Below are 19,424 nucleotides of genomic sequence, written 5' to 3'. Positions count from 1 at the left end.
GCGGCGTTACCAGTCCAGGCCCGGCATGTCGGGAAGCGGAATACCGAGGGCGAATTCGAAGAGCGCGTAGAGGGCCAGGGCGAGCACGGCGCCGCTGACCAGGGCGGCCTTCCAGGCCACCCCGAACAGGCGAACCAGCAGCACCACCGCCACCAGGGAGGCCGGCAGGAAGCCGAGCGGCTTGACCAGGCCGGCAAAGCTCGCCAGCACCAGCAGGGTCAGCCCTTGGCGCAGCAGGGCGGCGCGACCCGGCCAGCGCTGGTTGACGCCGGGACGCAGGATCAGCAGCAGCGACAGCCCCGCCAGGGGCAGGCTGATCAGGCGCGGGTATTCGCCCGGCCCGATGGGCTGCATGAAGCCCGACTCCAGGTCGTGGGAGAGCCACCAGCCCCCCACCGCCAGCACCAGCAACAGGGCCCCGGCGATGCGGTCGCCGATGACGCCGGGCACTCGCCCGGCGTCCTCCTGCAGGGGATCACTCACTGGATGACCCCGATCTCCCGGGAAATGGCCTCCACCTCGTCGATGGAGTCGCGGACGAAGGCATCGAACTCGTCACCGCCGCGCCACAGGGGGACCAGGCCGTTCTGCTGGGCGACCTCCTTCCACTCGTCGCTGTCGTAGAGCGCCTGGAGGTCCTCCACCAGGGCGGCGTAGTCCGCGTCGGAGACCTCGCCGCCGGTATAGAAGCCTCGCCAGTTGTAACCGGCCACGTCATAGCCCTGGGAGGCGGCGGTGGGAAGCTCGGCGAAGGGCTCGGGCAGCGGCTCCTCGGAGAGCACCCCCAGCACGCGCACGTCGCCCGACTCGATGAAGCCGGCGATCTCCCCCAGGTCGGTGGAGACCACATCCACATGGCCGCCCATCATCTGGGTCACGGCGGGGCCGCCCCCATCGAACTGCACCCAGCGCAGGCTGCCGATCTGGTCATCCGGCATGCCGGCGGCCTTGGCCAGCATCAGCGCCCGGATGTGGTCCCAGCCGCCGGCCCCGCTGGAGCCCGCGACAGCCAGGGCCCCCGGATCCTCGACCATGGTCTCGAGCAGTTGCTCGAGGCTCTGGTACTCACTCTCGTCGTCGACCAGGATGACGCCCACGTCGGTGCCGAGCATGGCCAGCCAGCGCATGGTGTCGGCGCCGCCGGGATACTTGCCCTGGGCGATCTGGGTGACCCCCACGGTGCTGGTGGCGACGATCAGGTCGCTGTCATCGGCACGGTTACTCTCGACGTTGGCGAAGGCCACGGCGCCCACCCCGCCCGGCATGTTGGTGACCTGCACCGGCCCGTCCGTCAGCTCGAGGTCGAGCAGCAGCTTGCCTACCGAGCGGCAGGTGAAGTCCCAGCCTCCGCCGGGATCCGCCGGGGCGATGCACTCGCTGATGGGCAGGGCATGGGCCGGCATACCGGCAACCAGGCCGAGGCCGAGCAGGGCAGAGGCGGCAAGTCTCCGGGTGGCGTGCTTCTTGGTTGGCATCTGGTTGATCCTCCTGTTGTTGTTATAGCGACTGTCTTCTATCGCGACGGTTGTCATGGCCACGCGCCCCACCGGGCCCGGGACCCTCTGCAGGGTAGGTTCAAATCACGCCCTGCGCCTCCAGGGCCTTCAACTCGCCATCATCGAGGCCGAGCTCCACCAGGACCTCGCGGGTGTGCTCGCCGAGACGCGGCACGGGATGGTGCACCGCCGCCGGGGCCTCCTGCATCTTCACCGGGAAGCCGGTCACGGGAATCCGCCCGAGCTCGCCCTGGTCGAGCTCGATCCGCATCTGCTGTGCCTGGACCTGGGGGTCCGCAAAGGTCTCGCGCAGGTCGTGGACGCGTCCGCAGGGCACGCCGGCCCGGTTGAGATGGTCGATCCAGGCGTCGACGCTGCGCGTCTCGGTCACCGCCGTCAGGCACTCGCGCAGCGCCTCCCGGTTGGCCATGCGCCGGGCATTGTCGGCAAAGCGCTCGTCGTCCAGCAGGTGCAGCATCTCCAGGGCCCTGAGCAGGCGCTCCACCATGGCGTCGTTGCTGGGGGCTATGGCCACCTCGCCATCGCTGGCCCGGAAGAGACCGTAGGGATAGAGCATCGGGTGGTCATTGCCGGTGCGCGCGGGCACCCGGTCGGTGGCGAAGTACTCCGCGGCCAGGTACCCCATCATGCCGATCAGGCCATTGGTCAGGGCGGTCTCGACGATATCCCCCTGACCGCTGCGCTCCCGGCGGACCAGGGCGGCACAGATGCCGAAGGCCAGGTTCTGGCTGGCCACCATGTCGCTGATCGGCGGGGCCGCCCGCATGGGCTCGCCGTCGCCCGGGCCATTGACGCCCATGAAACCGCTCATGGCCTGGGCGATGAAGTCATAGGCCGGGCGGTCGCGATAGGGGCCGGTGGAGCCGAAGCCGTTGATGCGCCCGACCACCAGCCGCGGGTAGTGTGCCCGAAGGGTCTCGTCATCGAGGCCCATCTTGGCCAGCACGCCGGGCCGGAAGTTCTCCACCAGCACATCGGCCTCCTCGAGCAACCGGCGGAGCACCGCCCTGCCCGCCTCCTGGCGCAGGTCCAGCGTCATGGAGCGCTTGTTACGGTTGAACTGGGCGAAGTACCAGCTGAAGCCGTTGACCATGTTGCCCTGGCCGCGCACGACGTCGCCGCGTCCCGGGGATTCCAGCTTGATCACCTCGGCCCCATGGTCGCCCAGGATCTGGGTGCAGAAGGGGCCGGAGATCACCCGGGTCAGGTCGATGACACGAATCCCCGCGAGGGACCCGGCGGCGGGAGATGGGTGGTCGGACATCCTCAGCCTCTTGCGGTGGGAACGGCGGAGCAGTCACCCAGGGCCAGGCGCGGCCCGGCCCTGGAGACCTGGGCGGGGAGCGGCCGCCCCATCAGGCGGGTGGCCAGCCGGCTGGCCTCGATCAGGCCCTCGAGGTCGATGCCGGTCTCGATACCCATCTCGTCGAGCAGGTAGACCAGGTCCTCGCTGGCGATGTTGCCCGACGCCCCCGGGGCGAAGGGACAGCCGCCGAGCCCGCCAATGGAACTCTCGTAGCGGTCGACGCCCAGCCAGAGCCCCTGCATGACGTTGGCCAGGCCGATGCCGCGGGTATTGTGGAAGTGCAGGGTCGGCGCCAGCGAGGGGACGACCTCGTGCAGGTGACGGACCCGGTCGGTGACCAGCGGCGGGGTGGCCATGCCGGTGGTATCGCCCAGCGACAGCCGGGTCGCGCCAAGGTCGGCGAAGTGGCGGGCGATACGCCCCACCGCGCGGACGTCGACCTCCCCCTCGAAGGGACAGCCGAAGGCGGTGGCGATGGCGCCGCGGACCTCGATGCCGCTGCCCTCGAGGCGGCGGGCGACCTGCTCGAAGGCCGCCAGGGAGTCCTCGATGCGGCAGTTGACGTTCTTGGCGTTGTGGGTCGCGGAGGCCGAGACGAACAGCACGACCGAGTCGACCCCTGCCTCCATGGCGCGCTCGGCGCCCCGCAGGTTGGGGACCAGGGCGGAGAGGTGCAGATCCGGGATGCCGCGCACGGCCGACACCAGCTCGGCGGCGTCGGCCAGCGCCGGCACGGCCCGCGGGCTGACGAAGGAGGTCAGCTCGAACTGCGTGACGCCCGCCGCCGCCAGTGCCCTGACCAGCCCCGCCTTGTCCGCGGTGGGGAGCAGGAGGGGCTCGTTCTGCAGGCCGTCGCGCGGGCCCACCTCGGTGACCTGGACATGGCTCGGAAGGGCATCTGGCGCGGCGAGCATGGGGCGTCCTGCTGAATGATGGGTTGCTTATGCATCGACGCTACGGCAGCGCCGTCACGCCCAACAATTCGCCTTTCGTCCTAGGCAGGCACGGCTCGCTCACCCGCCGCCAGCAAGCCGCTATTTCTTCACGTGATGCGGCGGCTTGGCGGCTTGGCGGCTTGGCGGCTTGGCGGCTTGGCGGCTTGGCGGCTTGGCGGCTTGGCAAAAATCCTACTCCCCGTCGGCCAGCGCCGGCAGCAGCGTCTTCAGCTTTCTCGTCAAGGTATTACGACCCCAGCCCAGCAGTTCGGCGGCCTCGCCCTTGCGCCCCCCGGTGTGCTTGAGCGCCGTCTCGATCAGGATGCGTTCGAAGTCCGGCACGGCCTCCTCCAGCAGGTGGGTGTGGCCGGCGGCCAGGGCCCGGTCGGCCCAGTCGCGGAAGGCGGTGCGCCAGTCGCCGGCATTGCCCTGGGTGGCCCCGGGCTCGCGCAGCTCCTGCGGCAGGTCCTCGACGAGCACCTCGCGGCCGGAGGCCATCACCGTCAGCCAGCGACAGGTGTTCTCCAGCTGGCGGACGTTGCCCGGCCAGGGCAGGCGGGTGATATGCGCCTCGGCCTCGGGGGTCAGCACCTTGACGTCGGTGGCGAGCTCCTTGGCCGCCTCGGCCAGGAAGTGGCGCGCCAGCCGCGGGATGTCCTCGCGACGCTCGGACAGCCGGGGCAAGTGCACGCGGATCACGTTGAGGCGGTGAAAGAGGTCCTCGCGGAAGCGACCGTCCTCCACCAGGGTCTCCAGGTTCTGGTGGGTGGCGGCGATGATCCGCACGTCCACCTTCACCGAAGTGTGGCCCCCCACGCGGTAGAACTCGCCGTCGGCCAGCACCCGCAGCAGGCGGGTCTGGGTCTCGGCGGGCATGTCGCCGATCTCGTCGAGGAAGAGGGTGCCGCCGTCGGCCTGCTCGAAGCGCCCCTGGCGCTGGGCGGTGGCGCCGGTAAAGGCGCCCTTCTCGTGGCCGAACAGCTCCGACTCGATCAGGTCCTTGGGGATCGCCGCCATGTTCAGGGCGATGAAAGGTTTGCCGGCCCGCGGGCTGTGCTGGTGCAGCGCCCGCGCCACCCGCTCCTTGCCGGTCCCCGACTCGCCGTTGATCAGCACCGTGATGTGCGAGTGCGACAGCCGGCCGATGGCGCGGAACACCTCCTGCATGGCCGGGGCCTCGCCGATGATCTCGGCATCCAGCCCCTCGGGCACGCTGACCGGCCGCTTGCGCTCGCGGGCGTGGGCCACGGCGCGGCGCACCAGGGCCAGGGCCTCGTCGACGTCGAAGGGCTTGGGCAGGTACTCGAAGGCGCCGCCCTGATAGGAGGCCACGGCGCTGTCGAGGTCGGAATGGGCCGTCATCACGATCACCGGCAGCTCCGGATGGACCTCGCGCACCTTGGCCATCAGATCCAGGCCGTCGATACCCGGCATGCGGATATCGGTGACCAGCACGTCCGGCGGTGCCTCGAGCAGTCGCTCCAGGGCACGGTCGGCCCGGTCGAGGGTCTCGACCTCGAGGTCGGGCTGGGCCAGGGCACGCTCCAGCACCCAGCGAATGGCGCGATCGTCATCGACGACCACCACGCGTGCGACATCAGTCATGGTGCTTCTCCAGCGGAATCAGCAGTCGGAATTGGGTATGGCCGGGCTCGGAGTCGCACTCGATCAGCCCCTGGTGCTGGTGCAGGATCGACTGGGCGATGGAGAGCCCCAGGCCGCTGCCCTCGGCGCGGCCGGAGACCATGGGATAGAAGAGGGTCTCGCGCAGCGACTCGGGAATGCCCGGGCCGTTGTCGATGATCGCCACCTCGCAGACCAGCCGGTGGCGCTCGGCGCCCAGGGTGAACTGGCGGCGGGCACGGGTGCGCAGGGTAAGCCGCGGCGAGGCGACACCGGCCTCGGTCATCGCCTCCATCGCATTGCGCGCCACGTTGAGCACGGCCTGGATCAGCTGGGACTCGTCGCCGGAGAGGTCCGGCAGGCTGGGATCGTAGTCGCGCTCGATCCACACCCCTGGCTGCTCGACGATCAGCAGCGAGCGGACCCGCTCCAGCACCTTGTGGATATTGAGGGGCTCGTGGCGAATCATCCGGTTGGGTCCCAGCATGGAGTCGACCAGGTCGCGCAGCCGGTCGACCTCCTCGATGATGATCCGGGTGAACTCCTTCAGCCCGGGGTCGTCGAGGTCGCGCTCCAGCAGCTGGGCCGCGCCGCGGATGCCGCCCAGCGGGTTCTTGACCTCGTGGGCCAGCCCCCGGGCGAGGACCTTGATGGTCTCCTGACGGGTCTGCAGCGCCTCCTCCCGGGAGATGCGCAGCAGCCGGTCGCGGGGCTCCACTTCCAGCAGCAGCTCGTCGGCGGAGAGCGGCGAGACGGTGTAGTCGACGGTCAGCACCTCGCCGGTGACCAGGGTCAGGCGCGCCTCGCGCTGGGTGAAGGGGTGGAACTCGTCACGGGCCTTGGCCAGCAGCTCGCCGATCTCCTCACCGCCGTCCACCAGGGAGGACAGGGGCAACCCCTTGAGGCGACTCAGGCTGATCGCCAGCAGCGCCTCGGCGGCGGGATTCATCCAGCGCAGCCGCAGCTCGCCATCGAGCAGCAGCACCGCCGTGGTGAGGTGTTCCATCAAGCGTTGGTACATGGAGAAATCCTGACCGGTCCAAGGGTGGCCTCCCTCGGGAGACACTTTCCGGAAGTACTGCAAGAAGCGCGCCACCCCATGGGGCACGGCATGGCGCCGTATCAGGGCAGGGGCGCACCGTCATTGTGCACCACTTTAGTGCAGGGAAGCGCCGAGCGCCCATTGCCGTGCCGCAGGAGCACGTCGAGCAGGAGGGTCAGCGCCCCACCGGAGGCGGGAAGACGGGTAGCGGATGGCGATGGGGCGGGGTCGCCGGCCACTCCCGTGGGTCATCGGGGTGGCGTGAGCTATCGTCGTCGCGCAATCCCTCCAGGTGATCGAAGGCGCTGCCCTCGCTCACCCGGTCGGCATGTTCGAAGGCATCGAGGCGACCCTCGTCGCGGGGCGGGGGCTCGCGACAGGGCCAGTGGGTGCCGTCCGGACACAGCGGCCGATGTGGCCGGCGATGGGGAAGCTAATTGTTGGCCGGATTGTTGGGGTTCTGGGGCAGGTTGACGCTGGCCCGCTGCACGTAGAGGGTCACCGGCGAGGTGCGGTGGCGCACCGCACCGCTGGCATCCAGCAGTTCGGCCTGCAGCACGTGCTCGCCGCGGTTCAGGCCGTTGAGCATGAAGGTATCGGTGTGCATGGCCGTCTGGCTGACCTGGCCGTCCACCAGCAGCCGCACCCGATGGTCCTCGCGCAGGTCCGGCTGGATGCCCAGTGTCACCTGGACGTTGCCGGCGGCCCCGGTGGGCAGCGTCTCCTCCTGGCGGGGCGAGAGGATGCCAAAGCTGTCGTAGGGCATGAAGGGCTGCCCCGGCCCGGCGGCTGTCCCGCCGCCACTGCCGCTGCCACCCCCGTCGACCACGGCCGGCGCACCCGCCGCGCGGGTCTCGTCGCGACCGGGCACCACGGTCAGCGGCTTGAGGTCGACCTTCTCGCCGCCGCGCTCCGGATTATCGGTGAACACCACATTGCCCTGGGCGTCGGTGGTGCGATAGATGGTCTCTGCCTGGGCCGCGAGGCTGACCGAGAGCCCCAGCGCCAGGATCACGAATGCCTTGTTCATGCCTACCCCCTACGTCGTCGCCGCCGCCCGACGGCAACGGCCATGAGAGATTGCATCATCTCTTTCTTGGATAGTGTACGAAAGAAAGGGGTTCCGCCATGGCGGAACCCCTTCTTCGCTCAACGCGGGTGGCGGCGAGCCACGCCGGACCACTCGGCCCGGGCGCTCCGCCGCCGGCGATCAGCAGCTGTAGTACATGTCGAACTCGATCGGGTGCGTGGTCATGCGGATGCGCTCCACGTCTTCGCTGAGCAGCTCGATGTAGGCATCGATCATCTCGTCGGTGAACACCCCGCCCTCGGTGAGGAAGGCGCGATCGGCATCCAGCGCCTCCAGGGCCTGGTCGAGACTGTGGGCCACGGTCGGCACGGCCTTGCCCTCTTCCGGCGGCAGGTCGTAGAGGTTCTTGTCCATGGGGTCGCCGGGGTGGATCTTGTTCTTGATGCCGTCGATGCCGGCCATCAGCATCGCCGCGAAGGCCAGGTAGGGGTTGGCGGTCGGATCCGGGAAGCGGGTCTCGACGCGCTTGCCCTTGGGGCTAGCGGTGTAGGGGATGCGCAGCGAAGCGGAGCGGTTGCGGGCGCTGTAGGCCAGCATCACCGGCGCCTCGAAGCCTGGCACCAGGCGCTTGTAGGAGTTGGTAGAAGCATTGGTGAAGGCGTTCAGCGCGCGGGCGTGCTTGATGATGCCGCCGATGTAGTAGAGCGCCATCTCGGAGAGGCCCGCATACTCGTCGCCGGCGAACTGGTTGACGCCCTCCTTCCAGAAGGACTGGTGGACGTGCATGCCGCTGCCGTTGTCGCCGACCAGCGGCTTGGGCATGAAGGTGGCCGTCTTGCCGTAGGCGTGAGCCACGTTGTGGATCACGTACTTCATCTCCTGAACCTCGTCGGCCTTCTTCACGAGGGTGTTGAACTTGACGCCGATCTCGTTCTGGCCGGCGTTGGCCACCTCGTGGTGGTGCACCTCGACGGACTGGCCGATGGCCTCCAGGGTGTTGCACATGGCGCCACGGATGTCGTGGAAGCTGTCCACCGGCGGGACGGGAAAGTAGCCGCCCTTGACCCGCGGACGGTGGGCCAGGTTGCCACCCTCGACGGGACGGTCGGTCGCCCAGGCGCCCTCCTCGGAGGTGATCTTGTACATGGAGCCCTCGATGTCGGACTTCCAGTGCACCTCGTCGAAGATGAAGAACTCGGGCTCCGGGCCGAAGAAGGCGGTGTCGCCCAGCCCGGAGGACTGCAGGTAGGCCTCGGCGCGCTTGGCGATGGAGCGCGGGTCACGCTCGTAGCCCTGCATGGTGGCCGGCTCGATGATGTCGCAGCGCAGCACCAGGGTGGCGTCCTCGGTGAAGGGGTCGAGGAAGGCGGTGCCGTCCTCCGGTCGCAGGATCATGTCCGACTCGTTGATGCCCTTCCAGCCAGAGATGGAGGAACCGTCGAACATCTGGCCGTTCTCGAAAAATTCCTCGTCGACGTCACGGGCCGGGATGGTGACGTGCTGCTCCTTGCCGCGGGTGTCGGTGAAGCGCAGATCGACCCACTTCACGTCATGTTCTTCAATCAGGGCGAGAGTCTTGGCAGACATGATGTCCTCCACTGTGAGCTAGGCTCGAAAGGTTGGGCTGAGGTAATGCAATGGCGCTGGCGATCCCAGCACGTGTTGTAGCATGCCGCGGCAGCGCTGCCCACGACCGCCATGCACGAACATGGCACTACCCAGAACAATGCAGGCAGCGTGCCAACCTTGCACCGCTTTCTTCCACGCACCTCATATCCCATTGATTAAACGTGCCTTTCAAGCCCGTCTTCCGAACCCTATCCTGCACCAGTCATCCCATGGTGCCCGCGGAACCGGGAAGCCAGCCAGCTGGGCCGCACCATATAGGTGCACTAAAAGCCCCTCACGCACCATGCTGGAGCGCCTTGCCGGCCCCTTGCCCGCTGATGGCGCACCTCATCCCCGAGGCGGCCGGAGGGTCATGATTCGCGCACAGAAATATCAGTCCGCCGCCTAATTGATACGCTTCACAACCAAAAACTACACTCACTTACATGCATGGCGGCGCCGGCCGGCGATGGTGCGGGTTCCGGACATGGCGCCATGTCAGCCCGACCCGCGCACGACCTACCACTGGAGCCGGCACGAGCATGATCGTCTGCAGCATCCTCCTCGATGCCCGCTCCGCGGGTGCCGGTCTCCCCCGCCGCCTGGCAGCCCTTCGCCCGCTGCGCCAACGGCGCGACCTGCACCTGGAAGTGGTGCTCGCCGACGATACCGAGGACCCGCGTCTGCTGCGCCTGGTGAGCGGGCATGACGTGCGCATCGTGGCCACCGAGGGCACCCCGCTGGGGGATCGCCTCAACACGGCCGTGGCCCACTGCCAGGGGCAGGCGCTGCTGTTCCCGGCCCGGGGTCGCGCCATCCCCGCCGGCTGGCTCGCGAAGGCGCTGGAGGACATCGAGAAGCACAGCCGGGATGCCGTGGTGCTGACCACCTCGAGCACCAGCCGGCTGGTGCAACTCTGGCAACGCCTGCGCCACCGCACGCCCGCGGACACCCTCTGCGTGTCGCGGGCCTGGTTCGAGCGCATCGGCGGCTGCGACCCGGCACTCGACGCCGAGGCCCTGCCCGACCTGATCGAGCGCCTGCGTGCCTGCCAGGCCAGGATCACCGCCGTGGTGGCCTGAGCCCGGACGACGCGCCGGCCTAGCGACGCCCCCAAGCCACTGATATCCCGTGGCACCGCAAGATTCCCGGCGACAACGCTGGTAGCCGTCATCGCCCTGCCCCTATAATGCGGCCCCAATTTTGTCAGCAGGATCCCGTCGTGATCGAGAATCTTCGCAACATCGCCATCATCGCTCACGTCGACCACGGCAAGACCACCCTGGTCGACAAACTGCTCAGCCAGTCCGGCACGCTCGACCGCAAGGCCGAGGGGCAGGAGCGCATCATGGACTCCAATGACCAGGAGAAGGAGCGCGGCATCACCATCCTGGCCAAGAACACGGCGATCCGCTGGCAGGCCCCCGACGGCCAGTACTACCACATCAACATCGTCGACACGCCGGGACACGCCGACTTCGGCGGCGAGGTCGAGCGCGTCATGTCCATGGTCGACTCCGTGCTGCTGCTGGTGGACGCGGTCGACGGCCCCATGCCACAGACCCGCTTCGTCACCCAGAAGGCCTTCGACCAGGGGCTCAAGCCCATCGTGGTGGTCAACAAGATCGACCGTCCCGGCGCCCGCCCCGACTGGGTCATCGACCAGATCTTCGACCTGTTCGACAACCTCGGCGCCAGCGACGACCAGCTCGACTTCCCGATCATCTACTGCTCGGCGCTCAACGGCATCGCCGGGCCGGATCCGGATGAGCTGGCCGAGGACATGACCCCCATGTTCCAGTCCATCGTCGACATCGTCGAGCCGCCCAAGGTCGAGCTCGATGGCCCCTTCCAGATGCAGATCTCCGCGCTGGACTACAACAGCTATGTCGGCGTCATCGGCCTGGGCCGCATCACCCGCGGCTCGGTGAAGCCCAACCAGCAGGTCACCGTCATCACCAAGGAAGGCAACACCCGCAAGGGCAAGATCGGCCAGGTGATGACCCACATGGGCCTGGAGCGCGTGCAGACCGACGAGGCCACCGCCGGCGACATCGTCTGCATCACCGGCATCGACAACCTGGCGATCTCCGACACCCTGTGCGACCCGGCCGCCGTCGAGGCGCTGCCGGCGCTCTCCGTGGACGAGCCCACCGTCTCGATGAGCTTCCAGGTCAACGACTCGCCCTTCGCCGGCAAGGACGGCAAGTTCGTCACCAGCCGCAACATCAAGGACCGGCTCGAGCAGGAGCTGATCCACAACGTGGCGCTGCGCGTCGAGCAGGGCGAGACCCCGGAGAAGTTCAAGGTCTCCGGCCGCGGCGAGCTGCACCTCTCGGTGCTGATCGAGACCATGCGCCGCGAGGGCTTCGAGCTCGCCGTGGGGCGTCCCGAGGTGATCATCCGCGAGATCGACGGGGAGAAGCAGGAGCCCTACGAGGAAGTGATCATCGACTGCGAGGAGCAGCACCAGGGCGCCATCATGGAGGAACTCGGCTATCGCAAGGGCGAGCTGATCAACATGAACCCGGACGGCAAGGGCCGCGTGCGCCTGGACTTCATGATCCCCGCCCGCGGGCTGATCGGCTTCCGTGGCCAGTTCCTGACCCTGACCTCCGGCACCGGCATCCTCACCAGCCGCTTCGACCACTACGGCCCGCTCAAGCCCGATGCCTCCATCGAGCGCCGCAACGGCGTGCTGGTCTCCATGGTCTCCGGCAAGGCGCTGGCCTATGCCCTCTATGCCCTGCAGGAGCGTGGCAAGCTGATCATCGACCACGGCACCGAGGTATACGAGGGCATGCTGATCGGCATCAACAACCGGGCCAATGACATGGTGGTCAACCCCACCAAGGGCAAGAAGCTCGACAACATGCGCGCCTCGGGCAACGACGAGAACATCGTGCTCACGCCGCCGGTGAAGTTCAGCCTCGAGCAGGCCATCGAGTTCCTCGATGACGACGAGCTGGTCGAGATCACCCCGCACCACATCCGCCTGCGCAAGAAGCACCTGACCGAGAACGAGCGCAAGCGCGCCGGCAAGAAGTAAGGCCCGCTTGCCATGCCGCTCCCAGAGCCCGCCATCCGGCGGGCTCTGTCGTTTCGGTCCGCGGCGTGCTGCCGTTCCCGGTCCCGGCGGCTATGCTGGAGGCTGGATTCCCCCAAGGAGGAGCCCCGACATGCACAAGCACGTGGAGTGGGGCGACCCCGGCCGCGACAGCGTGCTGGAACACTTCGCCAGACACCCCGAGCAGCTCGTCGAGCCGCGGCCCGGCGACATCCTCTCGGCCCGCTACGAGGGCGTCATCGTCAGGGTGAAGGTGGAGGCCTGGGTCGACGGGACCAGCATCGGCGAGGTGGCGGCGCTGATCGCCGCCGACAACGGCCGACGCATGAAGTCCCACGGCAAGCTCGCTCTCGGCGACACGGTACGCCTGCCGGATGCCTGCCGCGCCCTGGAGCCCGAACCCCGCGCTCCGGAGGACGACGGGGAGTGATTGCGCGCGCCGATACCATCCCCGTCGCCAACGGCCCCTAAACGCAGGTCTACTAGCCAGGAAGGGGCCTTGTGCCGCAAAGTTGGGGCGACAGGCCCACAAGGCCCACCAAGGCAATCCTGGATCCCCATGAGCACGCACAACGTCTGGACCCACAAGGGCACCTTCCTGCTGGCCGCCGTCGGCTCGGCCGTCGGGCTCGGCAACCTCTGGCGCTTCCCCTACCTGACCGGCGAGAACGGCGGTGGGGCCTTCATCCTGGTCTATGCCCTGACCATCTTCGCGGTGGGCATTCCCATCCTGATCGCCGAGATCATGCTGGGGCGCAACAGCCGCCGCAGCCCGATCATGGGCATGCGCTTCCTGACCCAGACCCACCACACCTCGCGGGCCTGGGAATCGATCGGCTGGCTGGGGGCGGTCTCGGCCTTCCTGATCCTGAGCTTCTACTCGGTGATCGCCGGCTGGGCGATCCACTACACCGGGCTGATGTTCACCGGCAGCATGGTCGACGTGGATGCCGCCGGCGTGGGAGAGAGCTTCGATGCCCTGCTCGCCTCGCCCGGGCTGCTGACGCTCTATCACACCCTGTTCATCGCCGCCTCGGCGCTGATCGTCGGCCTCGGGATCCACAAGGGGATCGAGGCGGGGCTGCGGGTACTGATGCCCTCGCTGTTCGTGATCCTGCTGGTGGTACTGGGCTACGGCGCCATCATCGGCGACTTCGGTGCCGCGGCCGGCTTCCTGTTCACCTTCAACCTCGCCGACCTCAGCCTGGAGGGGTGGCTGCAGGCCATGGGCCAGTCGTTCTTCACCCTGAGCCTGGGCATGGGTGCAATCATGGCCTACGGCGCCTACATGCCCGGCGAGGCCTCGCTGACCCGCACCGCCTTCTCCATCGCCGTGGTCGACACCGCGGTGGCCATGGTCGCCGGCCTGGCGATCTTCTCGCTGGTCTTCGGCGCCGGGCTCGACCCCGGCGAGGGGCCGGGGCTGATGTTCGTCACCCTGCCGCTGGCCTTCGCCGAGATGCCCGGCGGGGCGCTGGTCGGCGGGGCCTTCTTCATCCTGGTGCTGGGCGCGGCGATCAGCTCCTCTATCTCGCTGATCGAGCCAGTGGCGGCCTTCCTGGTCGAGCGCTTCGACCTGACCCGGCCCCAGGCCGTGGCGGTCATGGTCATCGCCAGCTGGGCGCTGGGGCTGCTCACCGTGCTCAGCTTCAATCTGTGGTCCGAGGGCACCCTCTTCCACGCGCTCTTCGGGCGCAGCGCCTTCGACTTCATCGAGCTGCTGACCAACATCTTCATGCCGCTGGGGGGCCTTCTGATCGCGCTCTTCGCGGGCTGGGCGCTGACCCACAGCGAGGTGATGAAGGAGATGCGCACCAACGAGCGCTGGTTCCGCATCTGGCGCTTCTTGGTGCGCTTCGTGGCCCCCGCGGCGGTCGCCTTCGTCTTCCTGCGCAGCATCCCGCAGGTGGAGGGCTATCTGATACCGGCCATCGGCGCGGTGGTGATCGTCGGCGCCTTCGCCGCCGGCCGCACCTTCCTGGCCGATGACAGCCAGGAGCTGTAAGAACAACAACCGACGGAAACCGACATGGCAGCCATCATCGACGTCCAGCACGTCCACAAGGCCTTCGGTGGCCTCAGAGTCATCAACGACTGCTCGATCCAGGTGGAGCAGGGCTCGATCACCGGCCTGATCGGCCCCAACGGGGCCGGCAAGTCGACGCTGTTCAACATCATCGCCGGGGCCCTGCCGCTGGACAGTGGCCGGATCCTGCTCGACGGCGAGGAGATCACCAACCGTCCCGCCAACGAGCTGTTCCACAAGGGACTGTTGCGCACCTTCCAGATCGCCCACGAGTTCTCCCACATGACCGCCCTGGAGAACCTGATGATGGTGCCTCCGGCCCAGGCCGGCGAGAGCCTGTTCAACGCCTGGCTCAAGCCCTCCCTGGTGACGATGCAGGAGGCCGAGGTGCGTCGCCGCGCCCTGGAGGTGATCGACTTCATCGGCCTGCACCACGTGCGCAACGAGCTGGCCGGCAACCTCTCCGGCGGCCAGAAGAAGCTCCTGGAGCTCGGTCGCACCATGATGACCGACGCCCGGGTGGTGCTGCTCGACGAGATAGCCGCCGGGGTCAACCGCACCCTGCTCGGTGACCTGGTGACCAACATCGAGCGGCTCAACCGCGAGATGGGCTACACCTTCCTGGTCATCGAGCACGACATGGACATGATCGCCCGCCTCTGCGACCCGGTGATCGTGCTGGCCCAGGGCAGCGTGATGGTCGAGGGCTCGATCGAGGAGATCCAGAACGACCCCCAGGTCATCGAGGCCTACTTCGGCGCCGCGTCCTGACGGGAGAGCCACCGCCCGCGGGCAGGCACCCGGCCAGCGCATTCCAGCGCTTTCCAACAACGAGAACGAACGCAGAGAACGTCTGACAATGCCATTACTCGACGCACGCGACGTGCATGGTGGCTACGGGGGCATGAACATCCTCAACGGGGTGGACATGGCCATCGAGGCCGACGAGATCGGCGTGATCGTCGGCCCCAACGGCGCCGGCAAGTCCACCATGCTCAAGGCCATCTTCGGCCTGCTCCACGTCAGCCAGGGCGAGATCCTGCTGCGTGGCGAGCCGATCCACAACCTGCCGCCCAACAAGCTGGTGCAGAAGGGCATGGGCTTCGTCCCCCAGGAGAAGAACGTCTTCCCGAGCCTCACGGTGAAGGAGAACCTGGAGATGGGGGCCTTCCTCAAGCCCGGCAACGTCAAGCGCATGCTCAAGCAGGTCTACGACTTCTTCCCGCCGCTCCATGACAAGCGCCACCAGCCCGCCGGCGAGCTCTCCGGCGGCCAGCGCCAGATGGTGGCCATGGGACGGGCGCTGATGGCCGAGCCCAGCCTGCTGCTCCTCGACGAGCCCACCGCCGGCCTCTCGCCGCTCTACATGAACGAGATCTTCGAGCAGGTGAAGCTGGTCAACTCGGCCGGCGTGGGCATCCTGATGGTCGAGCAGAACGCCAAGCAGGCCCTGGCCATCGCCGACCGGGGCTTCGTGCTGGCCGCCGGCCAGAACCGTTTCACCGATTCCGGCGCCGCCCTGCTGGCAGACCCGGAAGTCGCCAAGAGCTTCCTGGGCGGCTAGCCCAGAAGGCCAGAGAAGGTGGGAGTGTACCGACGTGAATGAACTGGTCTTCTTTATCAACAACGTGGTGATCGCCGGCAGCGTGACCGGCTCGATCTACGCCATCGGCGCGGTGGGCGTGACGCTGATCTTCAGTATCATGCGCTTCGCCCACTTCGCCCATGGCGACATGATGACCTTCGGCGCCTTCATGGTGCTGCTGCTGACCACCGCCTTCCCCGGCGCCGGGGCCGCCTTCGGCGTGCCCTCCGCGCTGGTCCTGCTGCCGCTGGCCATGGCGCTCACCGCCCTGCTCGCGGTGGGCATCGACAGGGCCTTCTACAAGCCGCTGCGCGCCCACGGGGTCAAACCGATCGTGCTGGTGATCGGCTCGCTGGGGGTCACCCTGATGCTCCAGGGCCTGATCCGCCTGTTTGCCGGCACCAGCGGCCAGAGCCTCTACATCGACGACCGCAAGGAGATCTTCCGCCTCGCCCTGCCCTTCGAGGGCGTGCGGGCCCCGGTGGTGATCACCGAGCCGCAGCTCTACCTCTTCGTCATCACCCTGGTCGCGGTCGTCGGCCTGCACCTCTTCCTCAGCCGCTCGCGGCTGGGCAAGGCGATGCGCGCCATGTCCGACAACCCCGACCTGGCCCAGGCCTCGGGCATCAACACCAACACCATCGTCGCCGTGACCTGGGTGATCGCCGGGGGACTCGCCGCCATCGCCGGCACCCTGCTGTCGCTGGACGTGACCTTCAAGCCCGACCTCAGCTTCTTCCTGCTGCTGCCGATCTTCGCCGCCGCCATCGTCGGCGGCGTGGGCCACCCCTACGGCGCCGTGGCCGGCGGCTTCGTGGTCGGCTTCGCCGAGACCCTGGCGGTATTCAACTGGAGCGTGCTGCTGCGCCCCTTCCGCGAAAGCCTGCCGGAGTGGCTGACCCAGGCCGGCAACCTGGCCTTCGTCGGCACCGAGTACAAGATCGTGGTGCCCTTCTTCATCCTGGTCGTCATCCTGGTGTGGCGCCCCACCGGCATCTTCAAGGGCAAGGTGATCTGATGGATACCAAACGCGCCGATACCGTCGCCGCGCCGGGCCGTTTCCCGCTGCGCGAACTCCTCCTCTTCGCCGCCGTGCTGGTGGCCGTGCTGGGCGTCTACGCCGTCATGGGCCCGGCCTACAGCACCCGCATGCTGGTGGAGGCCGCCTGCTACGCCATCCTGGCCCTGGGCCTGACCATCCAGTGGGGCTATGCCGGCCAGTTCAACGCCGGGGTGATGGGCTTCGTGGCCCTGGGCGGCTTCTGCGCCATGTTCTTCAGCATCCCGGTCAACGAGGCCTTCTGGGGCAGCGAGCTGCCCGGCGAGCTCGGCCAAGTGCTGCTCTACATGGTCGCCGCCGCCCTGGTGGTGTTCGGCGCCACCCGGCTCGACCGGCTCGGTGTGCCGAAAACGCTGCGCACCGTCATCACCGTGATGCTCGCGGTGGTGCTCTACCTGGTGGTGATCAACGCCCTGCGCGGGGTGACCGACCAGATCGAGTCCCGTGCCGGTTTCATCGGCGGCCTTGGGCTGCCGGTCGGCGTCGGCTGGATCGTGGGCGGGGTGCTGGCCGGCGGGGTCGGCTACTTCATCGGCCGGGTCTGCCTGGGGCTGCGCAGCGACTACCTGGCCATCGCCACCCTGGGCATCGCCGAGATCATCAAGGCCTTCCTCAAGAACTCCGACTGGCTGACCCGCGGCACCGCCACCGTGTCGCCGCTGCCCTGGCCGGTGCCGGGCCCGGCCGAGGTCGGCTTCACCCTGGCCCGGGCCCTCTACCTCTCGGTCACCGCGGTGATGATCGCGGCGATCTTCTTCCTGCTGAGCCGTGCCTACCATGCCCCCTGGGGGCGGATGATCCGCGCCATCCGCGACAACGAGATCTCCGCCGCCGCCATGGGCAAGGACATCAACAGGCGCCGCCTGGAGATCTTCGTGCTGGGCTGCATCCTGATGGGCATCGGCGGGGCGGTCCTGGCCAGCTTCAACAGCATGTTCGACCCCCAGGGCTACCTGCCCCTCAACCACACCTTCCTGGTGCTGGTGATGGTCATCCTGGGCGGACCCGGCAACAACCTGGGCACCATCTTCGGCGCCGTGGCGGTCTACATCATCTGGATCATGTCCGAGCCGCTGGCGCTGTTCCTGATGGAGCTGGCCGTTGCCTTCGGCGAGGGCGCCTTCGGCTGGGAGGCCCCCACCAACCTGGATAGCCGGGCCCTGCAGGCGCGAGTGTTCGTGATCGGGCTGCTGATCACCCTGGTGCTGCGCTACGCGCCCAAGGGGCTGCTGCCGGAGAAGGTCCGCCACCACGGGTGACTCTGGCGGCAAGCTGCAGGCACCACAACCTGCAGCATGCCCCAATGAAAGGCCCCGGCGGTTACCCGCCGGGGCCTCGTGCTGACCGGGCTTGGCAGCCCGGGGGAGGATGCTACTCGAGCTCGCCGACCTGCACGAACTCGCCGCCCTCGACGGTCATCTCGACCACGATGCCCGGCACGTCGCCGGCCTCATTGAACTCATGGCGACCGGAGGCCCCCTCGTAGTTGATCTCCTCACCGGCGGCGATCAGCTCCACCGCCTTCTCCCACTCACCTGGCAGGATCTCCTCGCCGGGGGCCGTGGCGACGCTGCGCAGCGCCTCGGAGAGCCCCTCGCGCTCGGCGTTGCCGTTCTGCTCGATGGCCAGCGCCAGCAGGAAGGCGGCATCGTAGGCCTGGGCCGCGAACACCGCATCGGGGTCGACGTCGGCCGCCTCGGCCGCCTCGGCGAAGAGCGCGGTACCGGGCAGGTCCGGGCTGCCCGGCCGGGTCGCGATCATGCCCTCGAGGACATCGGCGCCCACGGCATCCACCAGGCTGTTGCCGACCATGCCGTCGGCCCCCACGTACTGGGTGAACATGCCGCTCTCGTAGGCCTGGCGCAGCACCGTCTGGCCGGAGGTATCGGCATAGGCCAGCACCACTAGCGTCGGCACGCCGCTGGACGACAGGGTGCCGAGCTCGGAACGGTAGTCGGCGCGGTTGTCCTCGTGAGCCAGGTTCGCGGCCACCGTGCCACCTTCGGCCTCGAAGGTCTCGGTGAAGGCGTCGGAGAGGCCCTGGCCATAATCGTTGTTGACGTAGGTGACCGCCACCTCGTCGATGCCCTTCTCGAGCAGCAGCTTGGCCAGCATCTCGCCCTGGAAGGCGTCCGAAGGCACGGTGCGGAACACCAGGTCGTTGTCGTCCAGCTCGCTGACCGCCGGCGCCGTGGAGGCCGGCGAGACCATCACCACCCCGCCGGGAATGGCCGCGTTGTTGGCCGCCGCGATGGTGGCGCCGGTGCACAGGGCACCCACGATGGCCGTGACCTGCTCGGTGTTGACCATGCGGTCGGCCGCGTTGGAGGCCGCCGAGGCATCGGAGCAGGTGGTGTCACCGGTGGGCATCTCGATCATCTGGCCGCCGAGGAGCCCCCCCTGCTCGTTGATCTGGTTCACCGCCAGCTGGGCGCCATCGAAGATCGGCGGGGTCAGGCTCTCGATCCCGCCGGTGAAGCCACCCAGGAAACCGATCTTGACCTCGGCCTGGGCCATGCCCGAAAGGGCCACGGTGGAGGCGGCGACTGCCATCGCCAGTACGCGCTTTTTCATGATTGTTCGTCTCGCTCAGGTTGCTCGGGTAACACACCTTCACAATCTGGA

17 protein-coding genes are annotated in these 19,424 nt (G+C 68.1%); 8 read left to right on the top strand and 9 right to left on the bottom strand.

Annotation, left to right across the window (positions count from 1 at the left end; all coding sequences use genetic code 11):
* Nucleotides 1-6 precede the first annotated feature (6 nt).
* The 8 genes from DFP85_RS02585 to glnA all read right to left on the bottom strand — a co-directional run bounded on the left by DFP85_RS02585 (nucleotide 7) and on the right by glnA (nucleotide 9,040).
* Complete coding sequence (locus tag DFP85_RS02585) at nucleotides 7-483, bottom strand: tripartite tricarboxylate transporter TctB family protein (protein WP_133634659.1); 477 nt, start codon at nucleotides 481-483, stop codon at nucleotides 7-9.
* Nucleotides 480-1,475: a Bug family tripartite tricarboxylate transporter substrate binding protein gene (locus DFP85_RS02580; RefSeq protein WP_133634657.1), complete on the bottom strand. Its 996-nt coding sequence runs from the start codon at nucleotides 1,473-1,475 to the stop codon at nucleotides 480-482. Before DFP85_RS02580 ends, DFP85_RS02585 begins: the two co-directional genes overlap by 4 nt.
* Before the next feature lie 100 nt (nucleotides 1,476-1,575).
* A complete protein-coding gene (locus DFP85_RS02575; protein WP_133634656.1) occupies nucleotides 1,576-2,781 on the bottom strand; it encodes a CaiB/BaiF CoA transferase family protein in 1,206 nt (401 codons plus the stop codon).
* A gap of 2 nt (nucleotides 2,782-2,783) precedes the next feature.
* Nucleotides 2,784-3,737 carry a hydroxymethylglutaryl-CoA lyase gene (locus DFP85_RS02570; RefSeq protein WP_133634654.1) on the bottom strand — a complete coding sequence of 318 codons (954 nt, stop codon included), beginning with the start codon at nucleotides 3,735-3,737 and terminating at the stop codon, nucleotides 2,784-2,786.
* A gap of 213 nt (nucleotides 3,738-3,950) precedes the next feature.
* Entirely contained in the window at nucleotides 3,951-5,363 is a 1,413-nt protein-coding gene (gene glnG / locus DFP85_RS02565) for a nitrogen regulation protein NR(I) (protein ID WP_133634652.1), read from the bottom strand.
* On the bottom strand, nucleotides 5,356-6,402 hold the full coding sequence (gene glnL / locus DFP85_RS02560) for a nitrogen regulation protein NR(II) (RefSeq protein ID WP_133634650.1): 1,047 nt from the start codon (nucleotides 6,400-6,402) through the stop codon (nucleotides 5,356-5,358). The genes glnG and glnL overlap by 8 nt, the downstream gene beginning before the upstream one ends.
* Nucleotides 6,403-6,856: 454 nt before the next feature.
* Entirely contained in the window at nucleotides 6,857-7,453 is a 597-nt protein-coding gene (locus DFP85_RS02555; RefSeq protein ID WP_133634648.1) for a DUF4124 domain-containing protein, read from the bottom strand.
* 180 nt (nucleotides 7,454-7,633) lie between these two features.
* Nucleotides 7,634-9,040 carry a glutamate--ammonia ligase gene (gene glnA, locus DFP85_RS02550; protein WP_133634646.1) on the bottom strand — a complete coding sequence of 469 codons (1,407 nt, stop codon included), beginning with the start codon at nucleotides 9,038-9,040 and terminating at the stop codon, nucleotides 7,634-7,636.
* A gap of 563 nt (nucleotides 9,041-9,603) precedes the next feature.
* Between glnA and DFP85_RS02545 the strand changes: the two genes are divergently transcribed.
* The 8 genes from DFP85_RS02545 to DFP85_RS02510 all read left to right on the top strand — a co-directional run bounded on the left by DFP85_RS02545 (nucleotide 9,604) and on the right by DFP85_RS02510 (nucleotide 18,058).
* Nucleotides 9,604-10,143 carry a glycosyltransferase gene (locus tag DFP85_RS02545; protein WP_166644576.1) on the top strand — a complete coding sequence of 180 codons (540 nt, stop codon included), beginning with the start codon at nucleotides 9,604-9,606 and terminating at the stop codon, nucleotides 10,141-10,143.
* 140 nt (nucleotides 10,144-10,283) lie between these two features.
* Nucleotides 10,284-12,110 (top strand): translational GTPase TypA, encoded by a 1,827-nt coding sequence (typA, locus tag DFP85_RS02540; protein ID WP_133634642.1) that lies wholly within the window; start codon nucleotides 10,284-10,286, stop codon nucleotides 12,108-12,110.
* Nucleotides 12,111-12,240: 130 nt separating this feature from the next.
* Nucleotides 12,241-12,558 (top strand): hypothetical protein, encoded by a 318-nt coding sequence (locus tag DFP85_RS02535; RefSeq protein ID WP_133634640.1) that lies wholly within the window; start codon nucleotides 12,241-12,243, stop codon nucleotides 12,556-12,558.
* A 129-nt stretch (nucleotides 12,559-12,687) separates the two neighbouring features.
* Nucleotides 12,688-14,133, top strand: coding sequence for a sodium-dependent transporter (locus DFP85_RS02530; RefSeq protein ID WP_133634638.1), 1,446 nt, complete (start codon nucleotides 12,688-12,690; stop codon nucleotides 14,131-14,133).
* A gap of 24 nt (nucleotides 14,134-14,157) precedes the next feature.
* Nucleotides 14,158-14,925 carry an ABC transporter ATP-binding protein gene (locus tag DFP85_RS02525; RefSeq protein ID WP_133634636.1) on the top strand — a complete coding sequence of 256 codons (768 nt, stop codon included), beginning with the start codon at nucleotides 14,158-14,160 and terminating at the stop codon, nucleotides 14,923-14,925.
* A gap of 88 nt (nucleotides 14,926-15,013) precedes the next feature.
* Nucleotides 15,014-15,718, top strand: a complete 705-nt coding sequence (locus tag DFP85_RS02520; RefSeq protein ID WP_133634634.1) for an ABC transporter ATP-binding protein — start codon at nucleotides 15,014-15,016, stop codon at nucleotides 15,716-15,718.
* A 34-nt stretch (nucleotides 15,719-15,752) separates the two neighbouring features.
* The gene (locus DFP85_RS02515) at nucleotides 15,753-16,757 is read left to right on the top strand and encodes a branched-chain amino acid ABC transporter permease (protein WP_133634632.1); all 1,005 of its coding nucleotides are present in this window, start codon (nucleotides 15,753-15,755) and stop codon (nucleotides 16,755-16,757) included.
* On the top strand, nucleotides 16,757-18,058 hold the full coding sequence (locus DFP85_RS02510) for a branched-chain amino acid ABC transporter permease (RefSeq protein WP_133634630.1): 1,302 nt from the start codon (nucleotides 16,757-16,759) through the stop codon (nucleotides 18,056-18,058). The genes DFP85_RS02515 and DFP85_RS02510 overlap by 1 nt, the downstream gene beginning before the upstream one ends.
* 112 nt (nucleotides 18,059-18,170) lie before the next feature.
* Here the strand turns inward: DFP85_RS02510 and DFP85_RS02505 are convergent, their stop codons facing one another.
* Entirely contained in the window at nucleotides 18,171-19,376 is a 1,206-nt protein-coding gene (locus DFP85_RS02505; protein ID WP_133634629.1) for an ABC transporter substrate-binding protein, read from the bottom strand.
* Nucleotides 19,377-19,424 lie beyond the last annotated feature (48 nt).

Source organism: Halomonas ventosae (assembly GCF_004363555.1).
In the GTDB taxonomy this organism is placed as follows: Bacteria; Pseudomonadota; Gammaproteobacteria; order Pseudomonadales; family Halomonadaceae; genus Halomonas; species Halomonas ventosae.
The sequence above is the reverse complement of the archived record's forward strand: the minus strand, read 5'-3'. Positions and strand labels throughout refer to the sequence as shown.

What these genes read in the sequence shown, in the direction of transcription:
- DFP85_RS02580 (WP_133634657.1), bottom strand. Translation starts at nt 1,475, where the DNA reads ATGCCAACCAAGAAGCACGCCACCCGGAGACTTGCCGCCTCTGCCCTG.
- DFP85_RS02575 (WP_133634656.1), bottom strand. Translation starts at nt 2,781, where the DNA reads ATGTCCGACCACCCATCTCCCGCCGCCGGGTCCCTCGCGGGGATTCGT.
- DFP85_RS02570 (WP_133634654.1), bottom strand. Translation starts at nt 3,737, where the DNA reads ATGCTCGCCGCGCCAGATGCCCTTCCGAGCCATGTCCAGGTCACCGAG.
- glnG (WP_133634652.1), bottom strand. Translation starts at nt 5,363, where the DNA reads ATGACTGATGTCGCACGCGTGGTGGTCGTCGATGACGATCGCGCCATT.
- glnL (WP_133634650.1), bottom strand. Translation starts at nt 6,402, where the DNA reads ATGTACCAACGCTTGATGGAACACCTCACCACGGCGGTGCTGCTGCTC.
- DFP85_RS02555 (WP_133634648.1), bottom strand. Translation starts at nt 7,453, where the DNA reads ATGAACAAGGCATTCGTGATCCTGGCGCTGGGGCTCTCGGTCAGCCTC.
- glnA (WP_133634646.1), bottom strand. Translation starts at nt 9,040, where the DNA reads ATGTCTGCCAAGACTCTCGCCCTGATTGAAGAACATGACGTGAAGTGG.
- DFP85_RS02545 (WP_166644576.1), top strand. Translation starts at nt 9,604, where the DNA reads ATGATCGTCTGCAGCATCCTCCTCGATGCCCGCTCCGCGGGTGCCGGT.
- DFP85_RS02535 (WP_133634640.1), top strand. Translation starts at nt 12,241, where the DNA reads ATGCACAAGCACGTGGAGTGGGGCGACCCCGGCCGCGACAGCGTGCTG.
- DFP85_RS02530 (WP_133634638.1), top strand. Translation starts at nt 12,688, where the DNA reads ATGAGCACGCACAACGTCTGGACCCACAAGGGCACCTTCCTGCTGGCC.
- DFP85_RS02525 (WP_133634636.1), top strand. Translation starts at nt 14,158, where the DNA reads ATGGCAGCCATCATCGACGTCCAGCACGTCCACAAGGCCTTCGGTGGC.
- DFP85_RS02520 (WP_133634634.1), top strand. Translation starts at nt 15,014, where the DNA reads ATGCCATTACTCGACGCACGCGACGTGCATGGTGGCTACGGGGGCATG.
- DFP85_RS02510 (WP_133634630.1), top strand. Translation starts at nt 16,757, where the DNA reads ATGGATACCAAACGCGCCGATACCGTCGCCGCGCCGGGCCGTTTCCCG.